This is a genomic window from Bartonella heixiaziensis, assembly GCF_046245125.2.
In the GTDB taxonomy this organism is placed as follows: domain Bacteria; phylum Pseudomonadota; class Alphaproteobacteria; order Rhizobiales; family Rhizobiaceae; genus Bartonella; species Bartonella heixiaziensis.
Genome location: NZ_CP176404.1, coordinates 226,248 through 244,731 on the forward strand (window position 1 = coordinate 226,248; position 18,484 = coordinate 244,731).

24 protein-coding genes are annotated in these 18,484 nt (G+C 42.9%); 5 read left to right on the plus strand and 19 right to left on the minus strand.

Translation table 11 applies throughout. The annotated features are described in order from the left end of the window. Positions 1–98: 98 nt before the first annotated feature. The 3 genes from ACKC4Y_RS00845 to ACKC4Y_RS00855 all read right to left on the minus strand — a co-directional run bounded on the left by ACKC4Y_RS00845 (position 99) and on the right by ACKC4Y_RS00855 (position 1,329). A complete protein-coding gene (locus ACKC4Y_RS00845) occupies positions 99–311 on the minus strand; it encodes a hypothetical protein (RefSeq protein WP_409361556.1) in 213 nt (70 codons plus the stop codon). Positions 312–442: 131 nt separating this feature from the next. After that, positions 443–670, minus strand: a complete 228-nt coding sequence (locus ACKC4Y_RS00850; RefSeq protein WP_409361557.1) for a hypothetical protein — start codon at positions 668–670, stop codon at positions 443–445. Next, positions 667–1,329, minus strand: a complete 663-nt coding sequence (locus ACKC4Y_RS00855; RefSeq protein ID WP_409361558.1) for a lysozyme — start codon at positions 1,327–1,329, stop codon at positions 667–669. Before ACKC4Y_RS00855 ends, ACKC4Y_RS00850 begins: the two co-directional genes overlap by 4 nt. 181 nt (positions 1,330–1,510) lie before the next feature. On the opposite strand from ACKC4Y_RS00855, the gene ACKC4Y_RS00860 reads away from it, so the two are divergent. Both ACKC4Y_RS00860 and ACKC4Y_RS00865 read left to right on the plus strand, forming a co-directional pair. Continuing rightward, a complete protein-coding gene (locus tag ACKC4Y_RS00860; protein WP_409361559.1) occupies positions 1,511–1,834 on the plus strand; it encodes a type II toxin-antitoxin system RelE/ParE family toxin in 324 nt (107 codons plus the stop codon). Between the two features lie 12 nt (positions 1,835–1,846). Then, positions 1,847–2,158 (plus strand): helix-turn-helix domain-containing transcriptional regulator, encoded by a 312-nt coding sequence (locus ACKC4Y_RS00865; RefSeq protein WP_409361560.1) that lies wholly within the window; start codon positions 1,847–1,849, stop codon positions 2,156–2,158. Between the two features lie 97 nt (positions 2,159–2,255). Here ACKC4Y_RS00865 and ACKC4Y_RS00870 read toward each other — a convergent pair whose 3' ends face one another. From ACKC4Y_RS00870 to ACKC4Y_RS00905, 8 genes are read right to left on the minus strand one after another with little or no spacing between them, the layout of a single operon-like run. After that, positions 2,256–3,566 carry a phage late control D family protein gene (locus tag ACKC4Y_RS00870; RefSeq protein WP_409361561.1) on the minus strand — a complete coding sequence of 437 codons (1,311 nt, stop codon included), beginning with the start codon at positions 3,564–3,566 and terminating at the stop codon, positions 2,256–2,258. Next, positions 3,563–3,787, minus strand: a complete 225-nt coding sequence (locus ACKC4Y_RS00875; protein ID WP_409361562.1) for a tail protein X — start codon at positions 3,785–3,787, stop codon at positions 3,563–3,565. Before ACKC4Y_RS00875 ends, ACKC4Y_RS00870 begins: the two co-directional genes overlap by 4 nt. Next, entirely contained in the window at positions 3,784–4,164 is a 381-nt protein-coding gene (locus ACKC4Y_RS00880; RefSeq protein WP_409361563.1) for a phage tail protein, read from the minus strand. The genes ACKC4Y_RS00875 and ACKC4Y_RS00880 overlap by 4 nt, the downstream gene beginning before the upstream one ends. A 5-nt stretch (positions 4,165–4,169) precedes the next feature. Next, complete coding sequence (locus tag ACKC4Y_RS00885; RefSeq protein ID WP_409361564.1) at positions 4,170–6,311, minus strand: phage tail tape measure protein; 2,142 nt, start codon at positions 6,309–6,311, stop codon at positions 4,170–4,172. Continuing rightward, positions 6,308–6,379 carry a GpE family phage tail protein gene (locus ACKC4Y_RS00890; protein WP_081486138.1) on the minus strand — a complete coding sequence of 24 codons (72 nt, stop codon included), beginning with the start codon at positions 6,377–6,379 and terminating at the stop codon, positions 6,308–6,310. Before ACKC4Y_RS00890 ends, ACKC4Y_RS00885 begins: the two co-directional genes overlap by 4 nt. Before the next feature lie 38 nt (positions 6,380–6,417). Beyond that, positions 6,418–6,705: a phage tail assembly protein gene (locus ACKC4Y_RS00895; protein WP_409361565.1), complete on the minus strand. Its 288-nt coding sequence runs from the start codon at positions 6,703–6,705 to the stop codon at positions 6,418–6,420. A 1-nt stretch (position 6,706) separates the two neighbouring features. Then, positions 6,707–7,213, minus strand: coding sequence for a phage major tail tube protein (locus ACKC4Y_RS00900; RefSeq protein ID WP_409361566.1), 507 nt, complete (start codon positions 7,211–7,213; stop codon positions 6,707–6,709). Then, positions 7,213–8,604 carry a phage tail sheath subtilisin-like domain-containing protein gene (locus tag ACKC4Y_RS00905; RefSeq protein ID WP_409361567.1) on the minus strand — a complete coding sequence of 464 codons (1,392 nt, stop codon included), beginning with the start codon at positions 8,602–8,604 and terminating at the stop codon, positions 7,213–7,215. The genes ACKC4Y_RS00900 and ACKC4Y_RS00905 overlap by 1 nt, the downstream gene beginning before the upstream one ends. 352 nt (positions 8,605–8,956) lie before the next feature. On the opposite strand from ACKC4Y_RS00905, the gene ACKC4Y_RS00910 reads away from it, so the two are divergent. The 3 genes from ACKC4Y_RS00910 (at position 8,957) to ACKC4Y_RS00920 (ending at position 10,205) form a co-directional block, all read left to right on the plus strand. Continuing rightward, entirely contained in the window at positions 8,957–9,304 is a 348-nt protein-coding gene (locus ACKC4Y_RS00910) for a Rha family transcriptional regulator (protein WP_409361568.1), read from the plus strand. A 270-nt stretch (positions 9,305–9,574) separates the two neighbouring features. Further along, complete coding sequence (locus tag ACKC4Y_RS00915; protein WP_375628617.1) at positions 9,575–9,826, plus strand: type II toxin-antitoxin system prevent-host-death family antitoxin; 252 nt, start codon at positions 9,575–9,577, stop codon at positions 9,824–9,826. Then, positions 9,819–10,205 (plus strand): hypothetical protein, encoded by a 387-nt coding sequence (locus ACKC4Y_RS00920; RefSeq protein ID WP_409361569.1) that lies wholly within the window; start codon positions 9,819–9,821, stop codon positions 10,203–10,205. The genes ACKC4Y_RS00915 and ACKC4Y_RS00920 overlap by 8 nt, the downstream gene beginning before the upstream one ends. A gap of 65 nt (positions 10,206–10,270) precedes the next feature. Here the strand turns inward: ACKC4Y_RS00920 and ACKC4Y_RS00925 are convergent, their stop codons facing one another. The 8 genes from ACKC4Y_RS00925 to ACKC4Y_RS00960 all read right to left on the minus strand — a co-directional run bounded on the left by ACKC4Y_RS00925 (position 10,271) and on the right by ACKC4Y_RS00960 (position 18,473). Continuing rightward, a complete protein-coding gene (locus ACKC4Y_RS00925; RefSeq protein ID WP_409361570.1) occupies positions 10,271–11,380 on the minus strand; it encodes a Bgr_08870 family protein in 1,110 nt (369 codons plus the stop codon). 13 nt (positions 11,381–11,393) lie between these two features. Then, positions 11,394–14,537 (minus strand): DUF4815 domain-containing protein, encoded by a 3,144-nt coding sequence (locus ACKC4Y_RS00930; protein ID WP_409361571.1) that lies wholly within the window; start codon positions 14,535–14,537, stop codon positions 11,394–11,396. A 1-nt stretch (position 14,538) separates the two neighbouring features. After that, on the minus strand, positions 14,539–15,645 hold the full coding sequence (locus ACKC4Y_RS00935) for a phage tail protein (protein WP_409361572.1): 1,107 nt from the start codon (positions 15,643–15,645) through the stop codon (positions 14,539–14,541). Beyond that, entirely contained in the window at positions 15,645–16,472 is an 828-nt protein-coding gene (locus ACKC4Y_RS00940) for a baseplate J/gp47 family protein (RefSeq protein ID WP_409361573.1), read from the minus strand. Before ACKC4Y_RS00940 ends, ACKC4Y_RS00935 begins: the two co-directional genes overlap by 1 nt. Continuing rightward, positions 16,469–16,810 carry a GPW/gp25 family protein gene (locus tag ACKC4Y_RS00945; protein WP_409361574.1) on the minus strand — a complete coding sequence of 114 codons (342 nt, stop codon included), beginning with the start codon at positions 16,808–16,810 and terminating at the stop codon, positions 16,469–16,471. The genes ACKC4Y_RS00940 and ACKC4Y_RS00945 overlap by 4 nt, the downstream gene beginning before the upstream one ends. Further along, the gene (locus ACKC4Y_RS00950) at positions 16,807–17,496 is read right to left on the minus strand and encodes a phage baseplate assembly protein V (protein ID WP_409361575.1); all 690 of its coding nucleotides are present in this window, start codon (positions 17,494–17,496) and stop codon (positions 16,807–16,809) included. Before ACKC4Y_RS00950 ends, ACKC4Y_RS00945 begins: the two co-directional genes overlap by 4 nt. Beyond that, positions 17,477–18,025, minus strand: coding sequence for a hypothetical protein (locus ACKC4Y_RS00955; RefSeq protein ID WP_409361576.1), 549 nt, complete (start codon positions 18,023–18,025; stop codon positions 17,477–17,479). Before ACKC4Y_RS00955 ends, ACKC4Y_RS00950 begins: the two co-directional genes overlap by 20 nt. Positions 18,026–18,197: 172 nt before the next feature. Then, positions 18,198–18,473, minus strand: coding sequence for a hypothetical protein (locus ACKC4Y_RS00960; RefSeq protein WP_409361577.1), 276 nt, complete (start codon positions 18,471–18,473; stop codon positions 18,198–18,200). Positions 18,474–18,484: the final 11 nt, after the last annotated feature.

Here is an 18,484-nt window from a genome sequence, read left to right on the forward strand (position 1 = left end):
ACTGTTTTAAATGTGTAAAGCTATTATTGATAGCCCCCATGAGACGAGCAAAATTAAGAAATCATTTTCTAAAGAATTTCGCGTGTCTCAGAGTATGTTTAGAGTCGGATATTTGGTTTTTGTGTAAAAATACTTACAAACGCATCCATAATACGTGAAAAATCAAGCGCTAATAAGAGTATAATGAGTACAATCCATTTTGTATAACGAGACATCACTTTTACACTTTTGTAGGTTATGATGATTTCTTGAAGGATTTCTTTTTCTGCTTCTGTAAGCTCTATATCGTCTTGTGTTTTTTTTCTAGCCATGTTTCCACCCACACACGCGTTCACCTAGATTATTGTGCTTTAAGATCTCTCTTGCTAAGTTTGAACTGATGGCGTTCAGATCTTTCTTGTCTAAATAAATTGGCAACCAGCCAACACAAGAAGAAGCATATTTATTTGTCGCGCAACCAGTCAGAGAGAGCAGCACGCACATCAGCATCACTTTTTTGATTAACTTCATTTTCCACCTCCAGCCGTGTTGTGGCTGCTTTTAAAGCTTTTTCTGTTTGCTTTTGTTGCGCTGCTTTTTTCCCAAGAGTAAAGGCTCTAGCTAAGGCAATAAAAAAAGCGGCTAAAGCCGCACCTGTTACCATCAGATTTCTTTTCATCCATAAGATCATAGACGGTGCTCCTGAAAGCGTTTAGCAACAAAGAAAATACCAGTACATGCGGCTAAAACCATGATGGTTGCCAAAGCCCATTGGATGGGGCCATTGCCTGCTAACAAACCGCCAAGACCTGAAAAAGAGCCAATAATCGGTGCAAGAGCTTCTGCTTTGAAAAATCCCGTTGGTGCTTGCGTTTCTACTGTTTGATAATTGGAGGAAACATAAGCCCCTTTTGCCCATAAGCCTGTTTCTGCCGCACGCCGGTGTGCTAGACCTTCAAGACGCTTACCGCCTGCTTTGGTCCATTTCTGTAGCTCTGCAGGGACAGCTTCATATTCACCACTATTAAGCTTTTTTAACAGTGTCGAGTTACAAAAGGCTCCTGTTCCTACATTATAGCAAAAGGACACTAACGCCGCGAATTGTTCATCCGTTAATGAAACTGTAACAGCGCGTTCAACAGCATTCTCAAATTGTCTTAAATCTTGGCAAAGAAGTTCTTCTGCTTGCTTTTCAGTAATTGTCATGCCTTCGTAAATAAAAGGTTTTCCAGCACTGTTTGTATGTCCATAACCAATTGTCCACACCCCAATGGCATCTTTATAGGCGTTCAAACGCAATCCTTCCCATTGTTTAATAAGTGCAAGTCCTTCTGATGATATTTTTCGCATGTGTTGCTCCATAAAAAAGCTCCGCAAAAAGCAGAGCTGGATTAAAAAATTGACATCTTTCTCATTCGGAAAGATAGCTTGGTTAAGCTTCATGTCGCTTTTTCATTGGAATAAAAGAAGATTTTTTCTCAACTTTTAATTTCTCTCTTGACAAATATTCGTTTATAAACGAATACACATCATGTTTGAAATACGTCACTACCTTACCTCTGATGGCAAAGACTTGATAGCCGATTGGCTGCGAAAGCTCCGTGATATGCAGGCTAAAACTGCAATTATTCGCCGCCTTAATCGTTTAGAGCAGGGAAACTTTGGCGATTTCAAGCCGCTTCGTTATGGTGTTCATGAATTGCGTATTAATGTTGGTCCTAGCTACCGAGTTTATTATGTCCAATCTGGAAGGACCGTATTGTTGCTATTATGCGGTGGCAGCAAAAAAACACAAGAGACTGATATCACTCGCGTATGTGCTTGCTGGCGTGATTGGCAAAACCGTGAAGATTAAAGGAGTGCAAAAATGAAAGACCGTAACCATAATGATGCAATGGCAGAAATATTCCGTGATGACCCTGAGTTGGCAGCAGCTACCCTTGATGCAATCCTAGCAGATGGTGATCAGGGTGAACTGCTTGTAACGCTCCGCCAAATGGCCAAAGCTTATGGTGGTGTTCAAGCTGTGGCTAAAGCAGCCAACCTGAATCCAACACAACTTTACCGTACACTTTCAGAAAAAGGCAATCCAGAGTTTCGCAGCTTGAATGCTTTACTGCGTACCATGGGGTTTCGTTTGGCAGTACAGCCTCTTGAACGACCAGTTCCACACGTATAACTTTAGTGTATTAACCCCTCCCCACCTTTAAAGATGGGGAAGGAAGGTACTTAAGCAACCTTTTTAATGAGGGGCTCTACATCTGATTTATAATCTATCATGTATGCTCTTTATCCATATGGATGACGCCTTCACCTTCGTCATATGAAGCGTCTGGTGGAGCATTTGGATCAAGGGTATCATCTTTGTCTGGTGTCGTATTTGCAACGTTTCCAGCCGCATCTTCTTGTGCTTCATCAAAAAGTTCACACTCTATTTTTGTGGTGTAACCACCCGTTTTATCAAGTTTGTGTTTAACACTTTTGATGCGCCATTCTGCTGGAATATAGGGGCGGAAAGGGGGCTCCTGAACAAGCTTTGCTTCTGCTTGCACAAACGGATCACCACCGATCTCACATGAGAAAGAAGACTTACCGCGTGATGATTTATTGCGATAAGCGGCAATGGCCGCAACAGCCTCTGATTGATTGTGGTAAGTATATTTGAGTTCATGAAATGGTGGGTTACCAACTTTGACTTCTTTTTTTTCACCACTGCGGATATTATGATGGGTTGCAAGAACACCACCTTTTTTCTCTTCTTTTCTCTTCTCAGATTCTTTTTCTGCTTTTTCCGATTCAAATGATGATGATAGTGCTCTGTCACTGTCATCCATATGGATAAAGTTTTCATCATCATCTATCTCTTCTGGTGCTCGTGCATCAGCTGCAGCTTTTTGGTCGTTTCCTACATCCGTTTCTAAGCCATTTGCTGCACCTGCTTCATCCCGTGCGCTGTATTTAAAATCCCAAGAGGTGCAATGTTCCTCATGAATAACAACAATAGGGAGTGTTTCACCGGTGATGGCTTTGCCTTCACCCCGTTTGGCGAGCACAAGTTTGCCATCAACGGGCTTTGCTACCGCATCATATTCTTCTGCAAGGCGTGCGGCAAAAGCCATATCGCTTTCAGCTGTTTGATCAATGTGACGCACAACGATTTTTGCAAGAGAAGGATCAACCTTTGGCGTATAGCCATTACGCTGCGCTATCTCTTGAACAATACTGCCAAGGGTTTGTTGGTGATAGGATTGGCTTTTTGGAGTTCTGTAAGACGTGTTCATTGATGCGGCGCGCCCTGTAACACTTAAGCTTTGTGGTGGGCTGCTCACAGAGATTTCGTCTATCAGATAGGCTCCCATATCGCGGTTTTTCCCGCCTTCATAGCCAAGTGTTATGGAAATAACTGTCCCGATAAGAGGAATATCAAGAAAGCCGTTATCACTTTCACGTGCGCGGTCATCAAGCTCTATAGTGATACGATCACTTTTGTTTTCTGCTTCATCGGTAATTTCAATTGATAAAACATAATCCATGAGCGTTTTGGTGATGTCTTCTCCATTTGCCAGAACCATGCAAAAAGGTTTCATGATTTGCTACCCCAAATCCTGATCACTGGTGTGGCTTTCGGATAGGGGAGGGACGGCAAGAGTATCGTGATACCTGCTTTTAAAATGGGTCCATAGTCTGCAAGCCCCAAATTCGCTGCATAGACGCGTTCAACAGCAAGTGCTTGTTGACCTTTGGCATAGTATTTCCAGCAAATGGCATCCACCATATCGCCATCTTTGGTCATATAAAGGTCACTCATAGGTCTTCACCATATTCTCTCAACTTTATCGTAAATTCTTGTTTTTTTGGGGTACCGTTATGATGAAAAACGCTTTGTTTTTCCTCTACAGAAAGAATGACAAACTTACCTAAGATTTTGCCTTGACCGGTCACAAGAATGTGAGGTCCTTCATGTGTCATTTGTCGCAAATATTCGAGCTGTCTGTGATCACCTTTGAAATCTGGATAAATCACGCCTGCTAAAGAAAATTCCGCATTTGCAACAGCTGGCAATTGAAGAGCCGCCTTTCGTCCCAATCGCCCTTGCTCCACCCATGGAACCCCATAAGACATATCAAGTGTTTGATAAGCTGCTGTTTCAATCGAAAAAATAAAACCACCCAAAGCTAACATCATGGTATTTAATCCGAAAGGCTAGAGGCTATGGCTAAACGTTGCTGTTTTGCATAGCGTTCAAGTGCTTGATTGATAGCGTCTCTAATTTCGTTTTTGAGACCATTTGGTACTGAAATATTTAAATTTGTAATGGTTACGCTGGCGTCTACTTCAACAGGTTTATGAACTGTAATTGGCTTTGAAACTTTGAAGGCATCCACTTGTGTCTTTGGAGGTTCCATATACCTTGTTTCGACTGTTCCTGTATTAAAACCACCCATGCGTTCTTCAGAAGGAGTTTTGGTGACAACTGCTGTATCAACCACTCTTTTTGCGCGTGCATTGGTTTCATCGGTAAGGGTTTTTATTGTTTGGGTTGACGTTTTGTTGATTGTAGCCTTAAATTCCGACTTTTTTCCTCCCCAGCCAGGTATCCAGCTGGTTAATTGATTAATCTTGTTGCCGAACCAATCAGACAGAGCATTCCATTGGCTTTTGATGCCGTCCCACAAGCTACCAATGAGATTGGAACCTGCTCCCATTAAATCGACGCCAAACAGCCACTCAATCAATGCATTGATTTTTTTTGCAATCCAAGAGAACGGTGAAAAGTTTTTAAAGAGGGTAAGGAGTTTATTGAAAACACTACTACATAAGCTCGCAAAAGAATTCCACAAGTTGCTTATGAAGCTTACTACCGTATCCCAATTTTTGTAGAGCAGATATCCAACTCCAACAAGGGCAGCAATACCAGCCATTATCCAGCCGATAGGAGTGGTCATGATTGCGATACCAAGCGATATAAAAGCAGAACCAACGGCAGTTATTGCTGGAATGAGTGAAGCTACAAGAGTTACAGCAAGACCAGCAATTGCGGAAGCAGCCGGTGCCATTGCCGAAATGAATGCCCCAGTAAGAACTGCTCCAACTACAGCTAAAGATGCAGCCACCAAACCATTGAGTTTGTCCCAATATTTATAGAGTACAACAAGTGCTGCGATGCCGCCAATTAGCCAACCGATAGGTGTCGTCATAATAGTATAGCCAAGTGTGACAAACGCTGCTCCCGCTACAGCTAATGACGTAATAAGTGGACCAAAAATGAATGAACCAAGTGCTACAAGCCCTACCTTAAAGAGGGTTATTTCACCGATTAGTGGTTCCATCCATTGAAACCAGCCTTTAATTCTCTCTGTAAGATCGCTGATGCCTTTTCTCAAATCAGAGGTAGGATTAAGCAAATCATTAAAGACTTTTTTTACGCTTTTAGCCCATCCAGCAACGGTGGTTTGAATGAGGTCGCGGTTTTCATCAATCAGGCGAGAAAAACCGTCAATCATGTCGTTGATCACGGGCATGAAACGTGCGCCAATAAAACTAGCGATGCCGCCTATTTTTTTCTTAAAGGCTCCCATTTTGTCACTTAAGTCCGCTGCATAGCGTGCGACATCGGCACCTATTAGCCATTTTCCTTTCCGCGCCTTTGCAAACAGCTCTTTGATTGGCGCCATCCCTTGCGCAAGCATAGCGGCCATTTCCTTACCATCACCACCAAACAACAGAGCGGCAATATGCTGTCGTTTCGCTTGATTTTTCATCTTACTCATCTTGTCGGTAATTTCTTCCAACAAAGTCGAATTTGATTTGAGTTTTCCAGAGGCGTCTTTTACAGAAATACCAAGTGCCTCAAAGCCCATAATGCCTTTTTTTTGTCCAGCATAGGCTTGTGCTGAACGCCTATTTAAAGTGGCTAAGGATTGTTGAAAGAGTTCGGCAGAAATGCCTGAGTTATCGGCTGCATCGCCCCATAACTGAAGCGATGCAACGCTCATCCCCAAATGCCTTGATGCGTGGTGAAGACTATCCCCCAGATGCATGGTTTTCATGGTGACAGAGATCAAGCTTGCCACAAGACCATCATCAGTGAGCCCTAAAGCATTGGTAAAGACCGAAGCACGGCTTGCCGCCGTGCTAAGAGCACTTTGAACACCTTTCAAACTTGACGTCATATTTTTTACAGCAGCAGAAAAGCGAGGAATACTCAATTTACGTGAGAGTGTTTTTGACAATGTATCGATTTTTTTTTGAAGATGTTTGAGAGGCGCGGTGAGTTTGTCTTCAAGGGACAATTTTACCTTTGCATCGGCAACTTTAGTCTTTTCACTCATTTTGTTTTATACCTTTCTGCTGCTTGATTGCGCCAGAATATTAATTCTTGCGGTTCCATTTCCATCATGTCTGGAAGAGACCAATGAAAAACAATGGCAATATCGGCTATGAGTTTAGCGGCGGTTTCCCATTCGAGGTTTCCCGCCGTTTGGTAAAAGACTCCAAAATTTCTCCAAGACTTGCCATGTCGCCGCCATCAAGTTCCCCAACAGCTTCATGTGGCCATCCAGAAAGGCGTGCGATCATAGTTACCACCTGATCAGTGCCTTCCTTTTTATCAATGGCTTGCATGTCTTTTACTTTGATGCGCCGTAAGGTAATTTCGGTGTGCTCTTTTCCTTCAAAGGTAACAGGGATAAGTAATTTATGCGTAATGCTTGTTTGGACTGCCATTTTATAATCCTATATTTTCTCTATGGTCTGCTAACTGATTAACGCCATTAAATTTTCTCACCAAGTTGAGGACATCTATCTCAACAATTTCCACATCTTTCTGGACATATTTGAAATATTGCAATGTAAATGTAGCCGTGGATGTTGCTTTGCTCCCCGGTTGCCATTCTGCCATTTCAAATCCTTTGCATAGTCCTCTCATGGTAATGACAACACCTTCTGCTGGTGTGCCTTGAGCTTGCATTGAACTTCGTAATGAAATGTCGACATCAGTGCGCCCCAACAGTGTCATCAACTCTGGAGAGCAATCAGAAATGGTCATGCTAAGCGTGAGGGTTTCAAGACCAAGATCAACCTCAATAGAGCTATCCATGCCTCCGCCGCGATAACTTTCAACAACCAAATTCAAATTCGGCAATGTTACGCTTTCACATTTTGCTTGATAGGGAATGCCGTCGACAAAAATGTTAAAATATTTCAAAACTCTTGGTAAAACAGGTATGGCCATTAAAAAATCTCCTCTAAATAATCATTCACAATGCGTGAACGGAATGTGATGTGTTCTGCTGGTGTTGTTGGTGTGAATTCGACATTGAAATAGACTCTGCCGCTTTCAATAGCACTTGCTGTATTCAACTCTGGATCAGGCGTACAACGCCCCCCAAGAATGGCGCCTTGTGCTTTTAAATCACGCAAATAGGCATTGACGCTTTCACTCACGTCACTCATGTAGGTTTTTTTGATATTGCGGTCGACAGCCCATAGATGCCCGCGCAAAATGGCGTCATTGATCATATCTGCGGTTCTCACCACCGATAAGAAAGCAAATTTTGTATCGCTTGAAAGGGTGCGATTACCCCAAAGACGATAACCATTTTCGCGGATAATTGTTGTGATGTTTTGTTCGTTAAGAAGGTTGGCGCGGCTTGATCTATCACCAATGGAAAAATCAATGGGACGCGCAGTGCCAACAATGCCATTAATCACTTTGTTTGAAGGAGAATGCCAAAAACCATGTGTAAAATCAGTTTTGGCAATGACACCTGCAACCGCTGCACTTGATGGCTGTTCTATAGTTTTTCCATCACGATTCACCTTTACAAAAGGGTCAACTATGATGGCGCGCTTTGAATCAAAATCCTTTGCTGCGGCAAGGGATGCTTCATCTGTGCTGTTTGGTGCATCAAGCACCACAATAGCACGCAGACGCTCTGCAATGCCAATGAGTTCTGCCGCTACAGGATTAGAGGTTGTACTGATTTCGGCTTTGGCTGTCGCACCAGTGCCATCTCCTTCAATCGTCACATTTGGGGCGGTTTGATAATCAAAGCCACTGTCCTTAATGACAACAGAAGTTACTTTTCCATCTTTCAGGATTGCTTCTGCTTCTGCACCGCCGGCAATTTTAACAGTTGCTTTGGTGTAACCACTGCCTTGTTTTATCACATCAATCTTGCTAAGACTGATAGGGCGTTGATGTGTAAAGCTTGGAGCAATGAGAATGCGTGGTGTTTGTCCCACAATGGATTGTGCTCCAATCAAAGCATGGACGCCTTCATAAGCGCCATTTGCATTTACACCACCTAGAACATTGGTGAGTGTTGCATTTTCATTGTCACCCTCGTTCACGCGCACGACAACAACAATGGCACCCACTTGCTTGAAAATGAGATCAAGGGCATTGGGTAGGGTGCCTTGACGCTTGCCTGTTTTATCCAGTTTAGCTGCTTGTGAAAGAGAACCTGTTACCAAAACGGGTGTGTTAAGAGGAAATGCTTGTTCATCTGCATCGGGCGCCGTGCCAACAATCCCGATAACTGCCGATTGAACCGCGCGAAGGGGTCGGGTGCCATCGTCAACTTCGACAATTTCAACACCATGTAGAAAACCTGTTGCCATATTTTATGCTCCTTTAAATGATTGGTAAATTAAAATGAATGAGAAAAATGAGAGGTTAAAAACCGCTCTTGAGAACAACTTGACAAAATATTCAAAACCGTTAGCTTCGTACGAAGGTGCCTAGAAAACACCTTAATAGTAAGCGGGTAGATTGCCGAAACAGTCTTTTTTCCGTACATTGAATGCTTTGCTCATTATATGCTACGCGCGTATAATAGTGAGGTCGGGTGTGGTTACGCTATACAATACCCTCATGGGGAAGGTGTAACGACGGACTTACTACCGTGTTTTCTAGCACCCGATACCTCTCTAGGGTGTTAATAGAAGACGTCTAAATAGTAAGGAGTTCATCATGAACAATGTAGTAACAATAAAGAGTGCTGGTATTGTTGTTACAACCTCTTTGAAAATTGCCGAGGGTGTGGGCAATACGCATAAAACAATTATACAGCTGGTTCGTCAAAATATTGAAGACTTTGAAGAATTTGGAAGGCTCGCATTTGAAATGCTACCCTTTGGAAACAAAGGCGGAAGACAAAGAAGAGAAGTTGCTATCCTCAATGAACTACAAGCAACTCTACGTATGACCTATATGCCTAACAATGATATGGTGCGTGCATTCAAAAAAGCACTTGTTAAAGTTTTCTATGATTTAAAAAACCAGTTGATTGATAATGAATTGTTTTCTTATGAGTGTTAAAAAACTTCCGGTGTTAGAGGAATCTTAAGATTGATGATGAGGCGTTTGTTGGATGCAAATGACTTCGAAAAAGATCTTGATCATTACAAATCAGTTACAAAAGAAGCTAAGCATATTTTAGCAAGCCCTGTTGCAAAAGTAGCTTAGACTTAAAATATGATTTTATCTCCTCCTCTTTTAGGCAGGGAGGTGGTTAACAGCATAAAATATCTTTACATAATACACATTATACGTATAATACGTATTATGCATTAAAGATAGGATGTGCATATGAAAAAATATAGTTTTACAGATGTAAACCGTGGGGCAGGCGATATTTTAGACGAGGCTATGTCTACACCTGTAGCTTTAACAAAGCGAGGGCGTGAAAAAATCATTATGCTTCCTGTTGATTTATATCATGAATTAATAAAAGCGCGTTCTGGTGCACAATCTTTTGTTTATGCAGATGCACCGCAAAATATATTAGACGATTTAGATCGTGGTTTAGATGACATTTTGAATAGTGATGAACATGTTTAAAGCAGGGGATGTTGTTCAATATTATTATTTATGGCACGAACAAGCGCAAAAAGGTGAACATTCAAGACGTAAAGCGCGTCCTTCCTGTGTTATGGTTAAAACTGAAAGCCATTTCTTTTTGTTTCCTATCACTTCTCAAGAACCTATTAATTTGCAATTTAGCTTAAAAATACCTGAGATAGAATGTAGACGTGCGGGGTTGCAAAAGCAATCTTGGGTGCGTGTTGATGAATTTAATGTTGTTCCTTGCGAATCTTTGTTTGACTTTGAAGATTTAGAACCACAAGGGCGCTTTAGTCTTGCTTTCGTTCGTAAAATTGCACTTAAAATTAAAGAAGTTAAAGCAATAAAACCACTTAGAAAAGTTTCTAGAGACTGAGTGATACAATTAAACAGTGTGAAGTACCGGAACTTTGCTAACATCTGTTTCACGTTCAGCATGCTTTAATAGCGAATAAGCGCTAACAGCGCTATATTCCGAGGACGATTTTCATTTGCGGTTGGTACGCTTCTAGATGCGTCAAATTTTATGGTTGAGGATGAACCAGAAGAGGTATGGCTGCTATTAGAACCCCCACCATATTGAAAAGCGCCACTTGCAACGTTAGCCTTGGCATCAAAATTCAATTCGCCTGTAATGTTACGGATAGCGTCGCCTTGCTGTGATCCAATGGTTCTATTAGGGTCAATATTACGTTCATCATCAACTCCTCGTAGGAACTCCCCTCTTAAATCTGGCAAGCGAAAGGTAGTTTCGCCGTCGCCAGCACCATAAGTCGTGCCTATAACCGCAAAAAGTTGTGCATAGTCGCTCCGTGAAATGAGCGCACCATTTGCTTTTAACCATCCCTTTGGAACTGTTAGTGCAGGATAATAAATTACAGTTCCTACTGGCATGCTATTGTTTAGCGCGTCCAGCAAAGCATCAATTTCTCTCTTGGTATAGACAAGATCACCATCAACTTTAAGCGGTCCTTTAAGCATACTTTCATTTGCGCTTAAACGGGTAACCACTTTCCTTCTCCGAAGACTGAAGAAATCAGATGATATGCCAAAGATCTCCAAGCCGTCATTCATGGTGACTTTTCTGTTAAATGTGTTGTAATTCTGCCATTCATTTTGGCTGGTTAGGCGCCCATAGCTTGTGAGATCTTGATTAATCTTGGCTCTAAAATCGTCAAGCCCCACGATATCTTCTGTTTTATGTTTGTGTGCGCCTAACAGGGAGATAGCGCTGCCAAAGGTAAAATGATTGTTGCTTGATTTATAGAGAACATAATTGTTGGCTGCGTCCTTAGCCCCATCGATATCGCTTAAATCGGTCAATGTGAAGGTTTTATCCGCTGCCATCTTGGCTTTAAGGGTCGTTTCAAGATCTGCGACATCACTTATTGTATGCGTGTGTTTTGAAGGCGCTTTTCCCTCTACCTTTTCCTCAACATCCGCAATGGCTTGATCAATTTTCGTCAAGTTTTCGCGCAAGATTGGGAATTCAGAACTGATAAAACGACCTTCTTTAGGCAATTCCATGTCGAGTTTTTTGGTTTTGGTCATCTCTGTTCTCCCATCACAATATACCGGCGCCAAAATCGCTCACCATAGACCGTGCTGCTGGTCCGCCGGTAAGCGTGAGTTTCAAGCGCGCTTGTTTGGCTGTTTTATCACCACTGATAAATTTGCGCTCTGTCCAAAGTGGTTCAGCGAGTTGTTCTGTTTCGTCGAGTTTCAAAGGGGTGAAAGCACCATCATCCAGTTGCATCTCGAGTGAGAAGGTTGCGCCACCTGGTAAAAAGGTTTTGATATAGCTGGTCAACCTTGCCTTTTCGCCAAAGGCAAAAGCACGGGTGACATAAGTGGCTGTTTTATGAATTTTCCCCGCAATCAATTGAACAGGAGCAAACAAAACAGGTGAGAGTTTGTCTGTCCCTTTGAGAATAGCGCGAAGCTTTACTTTTTCACTGATATATTCGGTAAGGCTGAGTAATTGAAAGGGAAGGAGTTGATAAATTGTGCCATTGTTTCGTTCAATTTCAAAGATGACAGAACAATCGCTTGAAGGCAATTCAATGGCCGCGCGTATTTGCAAATCAGAACAATCAACAAGATCAAAAGTGCCAAGATTAATGGTTTTTTCTGTTTGTGTGTAGCGTGCTGCCAGCACACGAAAGGCTAAGGCTTCATTTTGATGGGCAGTCCAGCTTTGCGCATTGACAGAAGAAAAGCGTGGACCGGTCACGTAAGGGTGGCTCGAGACATATCTCTGGTGTTCTGCATCAAAATCCCCAAGCTTTGCCAAGGAGATAGAATGATTACTATCATCTGTCTTAATAACGAAAGCCGTTAAGCGGTCATTAGGTACAAGGAGTGGCACATCATAGCGTGCTTCTGCCCAACCTAGCTTTGCGCCCTTCATAGAATAAAAGCTTTGTGCTTGAATATCAGCGGTCGGATAACCGTTTTCTGTGCTAACCAAATCAATCACCAGATCATGGTTCTGATTACCGATTTTGCAAAGATGAAAGTCAACACCTGTGATTTGCCGTGTTTCATCAGGGGTGAAGACTTGTGCTTGTGGATCGTCATTTTCCCATATTTTCACCGTTGTGGTGCGCCGCATGACTTTCACATCAATCACACCTTGACCGGTAAAAAGCCCCGTTGCAATTGTTCCACCCATTCCCCGTGCCACAACATTTTTTGTGCCAGCGATAATGTTTTTAGGAATCTTAAAATTGCCCTTAACGGTGCCTTGTCTATCGGCAGAAAAGAAAGAATTTTGCAAGACATCCACACCATCAAAGGTAAGGCTTTTTAAGATTTCCCAATTGCCAAAGCCTTCAATTTTGAAGGAAAGGGTAATTTGTCTTAAAAAGTCGCTTTGTTCTTGGTATGTGTTGATAAAATTATCCCTTACTTCTGTTCTACGTATGGTTCTGCCATGATGTTTTCCCATAATGATTTGATTGGTGATACCCGAGAGCCAATCGGTGCGCTGTTCATGCCAAAAGTCTGTCGCGGGTGTGAGGGTTACTGTACCAGGGAGAGGTGCAAAATTTTGATAAGGGTTGATTTTTTCACAAGCCGTTTTCAATTCTTGCGCAATGATCACTTCATTTGTCCAGTCAAGCGTGACAGGCGCGTTCAGATGAGCGGTGTAAAAGGTTGGGTCAATGGCGAGCTGCAAAATGCCATTGCCTACAGCCCCCGTTTGTTGAAAACCTTCATCTCTGTAAGAGTCATCTAGAAAAGGGTCGGCAAACATGCCTTTTTTGGCAACAGGTTCTTTAGAGTCGACATTGCTTTTAATGCGTTCTAATTGCATCAACCGGTCAAGGGAGAGCACCCGTTGAAAATAGCGCCACATCTCATCATAGGGCGCAACCCGTGTGCCATCATTGGCCACACTCGGCGTTTCAAGCCAATTGTTAGTGATGGTTGCAAGGGATAAGACATCATCAGGAACACTGGGTGCCATGGGATCGTCTGACGAAATCCCCTTGATATAAACCACATTGCCCACTGTGTTGAGACCTATACGGTCAATACGTGGCAATTTGTAAGTGTAGCTGACAATAATATCACCGCCATCAGCACCACCTGAGACGGTAATTTCCTGTGCTGTTACCTTATCGGCTGTCACTTGTGCACGATAACGGTAAGTGACTTTATAAGTGCTCCCACTAGCAGGTTCATCCCCCCCGGGAGCCCAATCAATGGTGTCTCCTGTTTTTTTAAAATCTGTGCCTTCTTTAAATTCCTTGCTTCCTTGAACGACTTTAATAAAAGAAGTGATGCTTTTATCAGGAACACCATCACGCCCAGCGGCAACTGCACCACGGGTGACGTTAACGGTTTTTTCTTTTGTCAACAAAAGAGACTGAATATCAGCAATAGGAAAATAATAGGGTTTAAAGGTAAAACTTGTTTTCCCTTTTGGAGGCGCAAAAATATGCGTTTCGCTTGGAACAACGCTTGTCGAAAAATCCTCTGGCTCTTCATGGCGCAAAGCAGCAAGGCGTTTGCGTTTAAAGCCATTGATATTGGCTTCTCCTTCTTGAATACTAAACACTTGGCAACCGTTGTTTGGTCCTAATGCTGTCACACGGCAGCCACTCACGATATAATGCCCATGGGCTCTGTCATAAGTAGCAATAGCTTGCATGGCGGGTTCAAGCAGTGATGGGGACTTTTGATCAATCAGAACACCATCTTGTAAGATATAAACCGGAAAGAAAGTGCCTTGCTGTGTATCTTCTTTCAGAGCCCAAACAAGCTGAGCTGTTTCGCGTGCGGCACCAGGCTCTCCTTCTGCCAATGAGCCAGGGACTTGCCCCAACAGCTCTGGATCATCTTCATGGGTAATCCATTTTTTTTGTAGCTTCACACCAATTTCAATGCGTCCAATCATGGCAACATTGTTGAGTACAGCTTCAGAGACTGGAAAGATATCACCTGCAATATAAATCTTGCCATCCGTTAAAGTGATGGTCCTCGTGTCTTTGTTGACAAAAGCATCAGCTCGTTCAATGCGGTCTCCTTCTTTGGCAACAAGGCGTCCCAAACGGTCATGCCGTCCCCTTATGATGGTTTGAACCTCATTCAGTTCACCACTTTGAATAAAGGGACGCGTGCCATAAAAGACAACGCTTTGTTGTTCCTCTTTGCCGCGAGATCTGTCAATTGCAAAGGGTAAACCACTTTCATGCTTCATATTAAAACCTCAATAAAATCTTGAATTGTTCGCGAACATCGGCACGCAAAGGAATATTGACAGCTGTTTTGAGTATCTCGACACCACCATTCAGTTCATTGGCGTCACACCAAAGCTTGCCAAGAGGGACATCTTGTTTTGGAGAGGCATGAACGAGAATGGAAACAAATGCTGCTTGTTTGCGGTCAATATCGTGAAAATCTGTTCGTGCTGCCAGAAAAAGTGCGCTACCCATCGGGGAGGGCTGGAATCTGCCGCCTGAATGGCTGTAAACGCCATCCAAAGCCTGTTCGACAGGCGCTACAGCATAGCATCTGCGATACCCAATCACGGCATTTTGAGTGTCTCTTAACACGAGATAAAGCGTGCGGTTGTTAAACCACTCTGCCATGAGTATATCGCGTTCATGTTTTTTGACCGAACACCACGGAAAGTTTGCCATGTCCCATGGGTAATCGATTTGGTTCCAGCTTAATTCTTCATCCCCATCATTTATCCAATTGCCAATAAGCCTGCCTTCTTCTTCTTTCAGTGTGTGATTGATCTCTGTCGTGCGCCCAAAGGAAAACAAAGTGCCTCCAGCTGTTAAGTGAACACCGCTTTCATACTCCAACATGCTGTCATCAAGGCGTGACATATTGCCTTCCATGGCTTGAACATCATAGCCATAGGCCCCTCGACGAAAATCAGAGCGCAAACTTTTGGAGAGGTCGGTAATCGCTTCAATGGCTTCAAGCTGTGTTCGTTCAGGCAACTGATCAAAGTAGAGTTGAAAGGAGTTCCACCATACCCGACCCGTCCAGGCGGGTTGAAAGCGTGCTGTAATCTGGAGCCATTCAAGCCCCATCTCTATTGCCGCAAGTGAGCCACGTAAGCGCTGCCATTGAAGCCCTTGATCAATCAAATCATAGAGGTTTGGAACATAAGGCGTAAGCTCTCCAAGCCCGTATTCTTCAATCAACCACGGCAAGAAACGGGGAGGGCGTGTGATCAGTTTAGAACGTGAAATCCCCAAAACAGAACCATCAACATCTTGATGAAAGTCGCAAACATCGGCAAGACGCTTTTCAAATTCTGTTGCATGTGTGGGGAGGAGGGAGCCAACCATTAGCGCGCACGCCCTTTGAAGTTTAAGGTGATTTTTCCAATAGATAAAACTTCTTCATCACAAACCGTACTGTCTTGTTTTGGTGTAATGGCGATCACTTTTTGGACACCAGCAATCATTAATTTTGAAATCCACCACGACAAACTTAATTCACGACCAATGGCTTGTTCTTGTCTCCACGCTGCTCTTAAATTTGTTTCCATTGTTGTGAGAATTTTTAAAGATGTTTCTGGTAACAGCCAAACATCTGCTTCTAAATCCACCACTTTTTTGACAGCAGCGTGAACAATGATTGTATCATTGGTCATGATGATATTTTTTCTGTGAAGAGCTTCTGAAACTATTTGTATGAGATCTTCAGATGCTGTTCCTTCTTCATTGTTACCAAAAAGAGCAACATAGATAGTTGGGTCTTTGCCTTTACGGTAAACAATCGCATCCTTAACACGACTATCGCTTGAGAGAGCGATAAGCTTGTAATATGGCTCTGTCCCGCTACCATTGCCACCACGGACATGAAGTTGAATGCGTTCACGATATCTCTCGTCACTTTCACCCTCCATGCGGGCAAGACCATGCCAGTTTCCCAAAGCGTCAAGAGATTCACCGGTTGCAAAATCAAGAATGTTGTTGCGTGCCGCTTCGTTAATACGTTGTCTTAACAGCAATTCTCGATAGCTAAAAGCCTCAATGACTTTTACAGCCGGATCACTTTCAAGAACGGTATATTCAGGCAAAAGCTCTTTTAAATGGGCAAGAGCAGCAGCGCGTATTTCCTCAAAAGAAAGTTCTGTGATGATTTCGGGTTTTGCAAGTGCTCCATTCATTTTATCAATAATCCTTCCATGGTAATGGGCTTGCCTGAAGGCAAATAAATGCCTTCAAAGGACAAAGAAACTTGCCCAGCCTCACTCCATTTAAAATCAATTTTTTTCAATTTAAAACGTGGTTCCCACTTGTCTAAAGCCTCAGCAACAGCAGCATAAAGAGCAACAGCAAAAGCATTATTAACCGGTGCATCAATGAGTTCAGCAACGCGTGAACCATAATCACGACGCATTACACGCGAACCAATCCGCGTTGACAAAATATCAAGGATTGATTGGCGTAAATGATCAATGCCGGTCAATGACTTTCCCGTTGTGCAGTCCATTCCACTGTTCAATTGGGACCTCCTGTCATAGAGCCACCAGAAGTAACACCGCCATGAACATGTGTTGCTCCTACATTGGTGCCGTTATGCTTTAGTCCACTTGAATGAATGGAAACATTATTTCCAGAATGAAGAGAGAGACTATCATTCGAATTCAGTGAAATGCCACCACCAGCCTTCAAAGAGATGCCGCCCTTTGCGTTTAAATTTATATCGCTTTCTGAAACAATCTTTATGCCTTCCGGTGCGGTAAGCTCTAGCTTGCCCCCATCACCTTTTAGTGACACACCATCAGCAATCGTCAGGATAAACTTTCCGCCGGATTTGATGTGAATTCCATAAGTGTTTTGTTCATCATCATATTCAAGGCTGGTTCCATCAGGGTATATAGTTCGGTGAATGCTGCCTTTATCGGCTGCTTGATTAGCATCGGTGTGAATGGAACCCACAATCACCCCTTGTGATAAATCTCCTGATGATGAAACAACAATCACTTGTTCTCCAACATCGCGTCCTTCATAAGAGCGTGTTTTACCGGCGCGGGCTTGTGTGTCTGGAATCCAGTCACTGACAAGATTGCCACTTTTTACCCGATAGCGTGCGTTTTTATGGTCGACATGGCTAATCTTCCCCACCACAACCATATTGGCTACACGTCTCTTTAGATCTGTGATTTCTTTATCGCGCCGCTCTAACATGAGTAACCTCGATTTTATGGTATTTATCTTTATTTCTCACGCCTGTTTCTGGTTCAAAGCTTAAGAAATGTTCAACGAGTCTTGCTGTTACACTGCCTTCTTCTTCATCCATGTTGGGGATATTTGTCACATAAATGACTTCAAAGGTTAAAATTGCACCATGGAGCGCTAGAGTACCATTATCGTCAAAGGCAAAAGCAATATTTTGCAGGCGGCATGTCTCAACTGTGTTGTTGAGATTGGGATTAGCGTAGAAAATCTCCTCCACTTCCCATGCTAGTTGGTCAACAAAACGCGCTCCATCTTCACATGTTGCATAGCATTCAACATCTAGCGTTAAAACACGCCGCCTTACTCCATAATCATAGCCATCTTTAATTGTTTCACTTTGCGTTGAGATATTAATTGCAGGCGTATTCTCAGGGGAAAAGTTGAAATCGCGCATATTGAAAACATTGTCACCAGCTGCCGTTTTTGCTGCCTTTATCAAAGCAACAAAACTTTCCCTGATCTTCTCTCTCGGATGCATGAGTGTTCCTATTTAGTTGATGCCATCTTTACTTTGACTTCCTCTTCGCCCTAAAGGATGAGGTTTTACAGTGTAACGGATAATCAAAATGCTGTTTTACGGTGAGTTAGACAAAGATGCCTCATTGTTTTAGCTCCCGCAAAATAAGCTTATACATTCCGGATTTTGAGGCTTAGACATCTGTAACAGTGAAGTATTCTTGAGAGGGGGCTTTGCTGTTTTCAGGAGCCATCACAATAACACTATCTTCCGGTTTTGGTGGCAACCCCCCAATATCATTTATACAAAGATAAAGTTCCTTTCTTGCAATTGTGGTCGGGATTCTACCACCAGCGTCCGATTCTGAATACTTAATGGCATAAATCGCTATGATACGAAAAGATTGCTGGTTGTCCTTTCGCATGTAGATGATGGGCTGCCCAAAGGTGTTGCGAACATCTTTAACCATTTTGTTTAGCA